Here is a 4,791-nt window from a genome sequence, read left to right on the forward strand (position 1 = left end):
ATCTATAGCCGCCTGCGCCTTTGCAAGCAAAGCGGATCAGACGTCCGCGCCCACCGCAGGCGATGCACGGCGGTGTGTAAAATTTAATCTGGGCGCCGCAAACCTCCGCCAACATGACTGATCCGTACGAGCGTAAAATTTAGCTCGCCTGCCGCATAATTTAACTCGCAGCGGTGCATGTCGCGGTGCAAGCGCGAATTTTAGATCGTGCGGCGATCTGCTGCGCGACCGACGGATTAATTTCACGGTGTGCTCGACATGAAATTTAGAATCTCGTAGCGACACATGACACTGTGCGCGGCCGCGTGAAATTTTAAATTTCACGACGAGCTTATGCGTTATGAGATTTTAAATCTCGTCGCGGTGAGTTCGCAAGCTCGCAGGCGGCTCGGTTTAAGATCTTGCGCCCGGTTTTTGCGCGGAATTTTGCGAGCGAAATTTCAAATGCAAACCCGCGCAAGTTTCGCGCCGAATTTCTGCGTAGATCTTGCGCGAAATTTAATGAAATTTCGCGGGCCGAGCTCGGCGCGCTAAAATCCGACTAATCCGACTAATCCGACTAATCCGACTAATCCGACTAATCCGACTAGCCAAAACTCGACCGGCTAAAACCAAGCGCAATAAAACCGGGGCGTAGCAAAACCATGACGCACTAAAACTGGGGCGCGATAAACTCGCCGCAACCTGCAAGTAAAATTTATCGCCGCCGAAGCTCGCAGCTAAATTTTACCGCCCAAGCGCGGAATTTTCGGCTTTGGCTTCGGGCGCCGAAAATAAAATTTCACGCCAGCCCGCTTATAACGCCATCGCTAGTGATCTTCATATTTAGCGCGTTAGGAACCTTCGGCAGCCCCGGCATAAGCATTATCTTGCCGCAGACGGCGACGATGAAGCCCGCTCCCGTGCGAATTTGAAGGTCTTTGACGCTGAGCTTAAAGCCGCGTGCCCGCCCGAGCGCCTTGGCATCGTCGCTGAAGCTATACTGCGTCTTTGCGATGCAGACGTTTAGCCGCTCAAGCCCCAAAGCCTTGATGTGCTGTAGCGCCTTTTGCGCCTCGGGCTCGAAAACGACCTCGCTCGCGCCGTAAATTTTAGTAGCGATCTTTTCGATCTTGCTCGCCGTATCGTCGCTAAGCTCGTAGGCAAACTTCAGCTCCTTAGCGCGCTCGCACTCATCTACTACGAGGCGGGCTAGCTCAAGCGCGCCCTCGCCTCCTTTGGCGAAATTTTCGCAAATCGCCATCTGCACGCCGCGCTGCTTGCAATAATCGCGCACGAAGGCGATCTCGCCGTCGCTATCGAAGCTGAAGCGGTTAAGCGCCACGATAGGATTTAGCCCGAAGTTTTGTAAAATTTCGATATGCCCGCCTAAATTTACGATGCCTCTTTGAAGCGCGGCAAGATCCGGGCTCGCGATACTTTCTTTATCCGCGCCGCCGTTGTATTTAAGCGAGCGGATCGTGCTGACTAACACCGCGGCATCCGGAGCGATGCCCGCGCGGCGGCACTTGATGTCGATAAATTTTTCAGCCCCAAGCTCGCTTCCAAAACCCGCCTCCGTCACGGCGTAATCGGCAAGACTTAGAGCTAGCTTGCTTGCCATTATGGAGTTGCAGCCGTGCGCGATATTTGCAAAGGGTCCTCCGTGCACGAGCGCGGGCGTGTGCTCAAGGCTTTGGATGAGATTTGGCTTCATCGCGTCTTTTAGCAGGATCGCCACGGCATCCGCGCAGCCCAGATCGCGCACATATATCGGCTCTCCCTGCGTATCGTAGGCGACCATTATGTTTGCGATATTTTCTTTAAGCTCGGCAAGATCGTTTGAGAGGCACAGTACCGCCATTATCTCGCTAGCTGCGGTGATATTAAAGCCGTCCTCGCGCTGTACTCCGTCGGTGCGTCCGCCCTGTCCTACGGTGATGTGGCGCAGCGCGCGATCGTTCATATCCATGCAGCGCTTCCATAAAATTTTATCGATCTTTAGCGGGTTTTCTTGATACAGCGAGTTGTCGATGACCGCCGAAATGAGATTGTTTGCGGAGGTGATCGCGTGAAAATCGCCGTTGAAGTGTAAATTTAGATCGTCCATCGGCACCAGCTGCGAATACCCGCCGCCCGCGGCTCCGCCTTTGATACCGAAAACCGGCCCTAGCGACGGCTCGCGCAGCGCAAGGCAGACGCTTTTGCCCAGGCGTTTTAGCGCGTCGGCTAGGCCGATGGAGGTCGTCGTCTTGCCCTCGCCAAACGGCGTCGGATTGGTCGCCGTGACCAAAATAAGCTTCGAAGCGCGCGAGCGCGGCTTGATGTTTAGCTTGGCTTTGTAGTGGCCGTACAGCTCGATCTCATCCTCGCTAAGCCCCAAATTTTTCGCAACGTTTGAAATTTTATCCGGCTTCGCCGCATTTGCTATTTCGATATCGCTCAACATCTTCTCTCCTTAAATTTAAAATTTTATCGCGCAGCGTTTATACGCTGCCTGATTAAGCCCTCGCGGACTCGCTAGCGTTAAATTTCTACAAAAACCCTCCGCCTGCGAGCGACAAATCCGCGAGCCGCGCAAGATCAAAGCTCGCGGCGCGAAATTTGCCCCGGCTAAATTTCGATCTCGATGCCCACGGGGCAGTGATCGCTGCCCATCACGTCGCTTAGGATGAAAGCGTCCTTTAGCCGCGAGCGCAAATTAGCCGAGATGAAAAAATAATCGATCCGCCAGCCTACGTTTTTTGCGCGCGCGTTAAAGCGGTAGCTCCACCACGAGTAGGCGTCCCGCAGCTCGCCATGCACGGCACGGAAGGTATCGACGAAGCCCGCCGCCTCGACCTCATCGAGCCACGCGCGCTCGATCGGCAAAAAGCCCGAGGTTTTGGAGTTTGCTTTGGGGTTTGCAAGATCGATCTCGCGGTGCGCGGTATTCACGTCGCCGCAAAATATCACCCCGAGCCCCTGCTCCGCAAGGCTGCGCGCGTAGGCTAGGAATTTCGCGTAAAATTCCATCTTGTAGGCTAGCCGCGCCTCGTCCTTTTGGCCGTTGGGAAAGTAGATGTTAAAAAGCACGACGTCGCCGAAGCGGTGCTGCAGCACGCGCCCCTCGTCGTCGGGGAAAAACAGCGCCTTGCTCGTCTCGCTTTTAAATTTCGCCAGGCTCGCCACGCCCGAATAGCCCGCGCGTGCGGCGGAATTTAGATCGATCTGAGAAAATCCTAGCTCGTAAAGCCCTTTTGGAGCGTCCTTTTCACTCACCTTGATCTCTTGCAAGCCCAAAAAATCGGGGTTTTGCTCCGCAAGCCACGCAAAGCCGTCTTTGCCGAGCACTGCGCGCAATCCGTTTACGTTCCAACTAATCAGTTTCAAATTTAGCCTTTGGCCTGAAAATTTTGGTATGATTATACGAAATTTTGACTAAATTTAAAGGAAAATTATGCGCAATCAGCCCAAATACCGATTTTTTGCCAACTGGGGCTACGCGATGGCAGGTCTTGCCGAGATGCTTCGCAGCGAGCGTAGCTTTAGACTCGAGCTTTGCGTGTTCGTCCCGCTCCTGCTGTCGCTATTTTTTTGGAATTTCGGCGCGGTGCTAAATCTATTTTTGATCTTCGGCGCGGTCTTTACCATCGCGCTTGAGTGCATAAACTCCGCCATAGAGCGCGCGGTTGATCTTGCCACGAGCGAAATCCACCCGCTAGCCAAGGGCGCCAAAGACACCGCAAGCACGGCCGTGATGATGAGCCTATTTCTCAACGCCGCGCTGTGGGGATACGCGCTTATCGGTAAATTCTTTTAATCGCGTGATTGCAAATTTCGCGATAAAAGATTTAAATCGCTGCAACGCAGAGTTTTTTTGGCGAGTGCGGAATTTGCAAGCCACTTGAGTCGTTGATCGTCCACGCCTGCAACCCAAACACGACCCTGCGTGATATTGAAATTTTAAAATCCGAAATTTGCTTTAAATTTAAACTCTCCTGTGCGCGAAAATTTTAATATTCGCTCGGCTCTTAAAATTTTAAAATAGCTTTTAAAATTTCTATAGATAAATCATTCAAGCAAATTTTACGCCGTAAAATTTTAGCTATAAAATTATAACGACTTTCAAGATGCTTTAATACAATTTTCACTAAAATAACGCCGTCTTAATTAAAATAATTTTCAAAAAAAGGAAAATTTTGTCTAAATCCTTTCACAAAATCTCGCGCAAATTTCATTTGTGGCTATCTTTGATATTTTGCATACCCCTTATAATCATTTCTATAAGCGGCTCGGTTTTAGTTTACGCGGAGCAGATCAATGAAGTTTTGCTAAAAGACAAGGTGTTTAGGACGCAAGAAAGCATAGCGAAATTCCCCGTTAGAATGAAATTCAGCGCTTTGCAATCCGAGATAAATTCCAAATTTAAAGAGTATGCGATCATGGGCTGGAGCATCGCGCAAGATCCTTTAAAGACCGATAAAATCAGACTTTCCTCTCAGAAACTGCAAAAGCGGATCATAATTTACTTAGATGCCTTTAGCGGCGAGATTAAAGGCGCGCCCATGCCGCGAGATGAGGGCTTTATCGGCGCGATAAATAAACTGCACGCGGAGCTGTTTTTAGGTCGCGGCGGTAGAATTTTTACGGGTATCGTGGGGCTTAGCGCGCTACTTATCGGCATTAGCGGCTTTTTTATCTACAAAAAATTTTGGCAAAACTTATTCTCGCTGAGGCTAGATCGGGCCATATATTTTATGCGCGGCACTCACCGCCTAATCGGAGTCGCGAGCACTCCCGTAATGTTTGCTATAGCTATAAGCGGAGCAT

4 protein-coding genes are annotated in these 4,791 nt (G+C 51.0%); 2 read left to right on the plus strand and 2 right to left on the minus strand.

The genetic code is table 11. The features are described from left to right. Positions 1-781: 781 nt before the first annotated feature. Positions 782-2,428, minus strand: a complete 1,647-nt coding sequence (locus tag Q0256_RS07355; RefSeq protein ID WP_297961738.1) for a formate--tetrahydrofolate ligase — start codon at positions 2,426-2,428, stop codon at positions 782-784. Between the two features lie 164 nt (positions 2,429-2,592). Further along, complete coding sequence (locus Q0256_RS07360; RefSeq protein WP_295152225.1) at positions 2,593-3,351, minus strand: exodeoxyribonuclease III; 759 nt, start codon at positions 3,349-3,351, stop codon at positions 2,593-2,595. Between the two features lie 67 nt (positions 3,352-3,418). Between Q0256_RS07360 and Q0256_RS07365 the strand changes: the two genes are divergently transcribed. Next, positions 3,419-3,781 carry a diacylglycerol kinase gene (locus tag Q0256_RS07365; RefSeq protein ID WP_297961741.1) on the plus strand — a complete coding sequence of 121 codons (363 nt, stop codon included), beginning with the start codon at positions 3,419-3,421 and terminating at the stop codon, positions 3,779-3,781. Positions 3,782-4,160: 379 nt separating this feature from the next. After that, positions 4,161-4,791 (plus strand): PepSY domain-containing protein (locus Q0256_RS07370; protein ID WP_297961744.1); only part of this gene is annotated, 631 nt, incomplete at its 3' end.

This window comes from uncultured Campylobacter sp. (genome assembly GCF_937949835.1).
In the GTDB taxonomy this organism is placed as follows: domain Bacteria; phylum Campylobacterota; class Campylobacteria; order Campylobacterales; family Campylobacteraceae; genus Campylobacter_B.

Coding starts and splice junctions, on each gene's coding strand:
- Q0256_RS07355 (WP_297961738.1), bottom strand. CDS start 2,428: ATGTTGAGCGATATCGAAATAGCAAATGCGGCGAAGCCGGATAAAATT.
- Q0256_RS07365 (WP_297961741.1), top strand. CDS start 3,419: ATGCGCAATCAGCCCAAATACCGATTTTTTGCCAACTGGGGCTACGCG.